This window comes from Microcystis sp. M53602_WE12 (assembly GCF_030065455.1).
GTDB lineage: Bacteria > Cyanobacteriota > Cyanobacteriia > Cyanobacteriales > Microcystaceae > Microcystis > Microcystis aeruginosa.
The window spans coordinates 1-1,032 of record NZ_JASJFB010000518.1 but is presented as its reverse complement, the minus strand read 5'-3'; the positions used below and the strand labels follow the sequence as shown (position 1 = coordinate 1,032).

Below are 1,032 nucleotides of genomic sequence, written 5' to 3'. Positions count from 1 at the left end.
TAAATCCTTATCTGGCAAGAGACTTAATTGATTAGTTCGCTCTAGATAAAAAACAATTGACAAAAATCGCTAAATGCCTTTCTATATAAGGGTTCCATCCCTTATAACCCCCGTCCATTGCATAACAATTACCGAAGAGCCATTTTTTCAGATAAATCAATTTGATAAATGATGCGATAATTTCCCACTCTGAGTTTATAAAAGCCAGTCCAATCTCCTGTTAATGATTGAGGGGTAATCTGTTCAAAGTTTTGAGCCAACCATTCAATTTTATTGACGATACGTTTTCTGATCTCTGGATCAAGTTTCTCCAAATCTGCTAATGCTTCAGATTCATATTCAACTGAATAACTCATTTATGGTTTTAATCCTAAACGTTGATAAACCTCGGCTGCTGAAATTCCTTTCTTTCCTGCTTCGCGTCTTTGTTTTATTGCTGATAGACGTTGTTTGACTTCTTCTTTAAGAGTTTTTCCTTCATCGGGATCACCAAAGTAAGATTCTAAGGTTTCGTCAATTGTGTTTTCAATTAACGCTTTTAATTCTTCGGAGTTCATATCTTTGATTTGCATATAGCAATTCCCATAGTTGTGAGGTACAGAGTCTTAGGTTTTGAGGAGTCAGGAGTCAGGAGTCAGGAGTCAGGAGTCAGGATTCAGGATTCAGGAGTCAGGATTCGGGATTCAGGAGTTAAGATTTTGGTGTACCTCATGAGATTGGGAAACGCTATAGTTAAATTACCTACTTTAATAAAATAAGGGTAAACCTTTAAGTTTTATAATCTGCAATAATCTTGCGGATTTCACGAATATGTCGGTATTTTTTGGAGAGTTCTCGTACATCTTGCTTAAATCGTCTAGCAAAAAAAATCATTCGGCATCTATTCCTTCCCATAAGTACCTAGGCAAAATTAATTACATACTCGCCTCCAAAATTGTCCAGCACTTTTTTAACGTAAGCGAGGAGGCTCTTTCGGTCTTTATAGGCGCTAAATTCAATCCATTCATATTTTAAAAATCTCCATAATATTTC

The 1,032-nt window shown here is 35.9% G+C and carries 2 protein-coding genes and 1 pseudogene; all 3 read right to left on the bottom strand.

Annotated features, from left to right (window positions below; genetic code table 11):
- Positions 1–128: 128 nt before the first annotated feature.
- The gene (locus PX482_RS16975; protein ID WP_288026709.1) at positions 129–356 is read right to left on the bottom strand and encodes a type II toxin-antitoxin system RelE family toxin; all 228 of its coding nucleotides are present in this window, start codon (positions 354–356) and stop codon (positions 129–131) included.
- Positions 357–557, bottom strand: a complete 201-nt coding sequence (locus tag PX482_RS16970) for a hypothetical protein (RefSeq protein WP_288026707.1) — start codon at positions 555–557, stop codon at positions 357–359.
- Positions 558–900: 343 nt separating this feature from the next.
- Positions 901–1,032 (bottom strand): annotated as a pseudogene (locus tag PX482_RS16965) (IS630-like element ISMae24 family transposase); the annotation flags it as partial.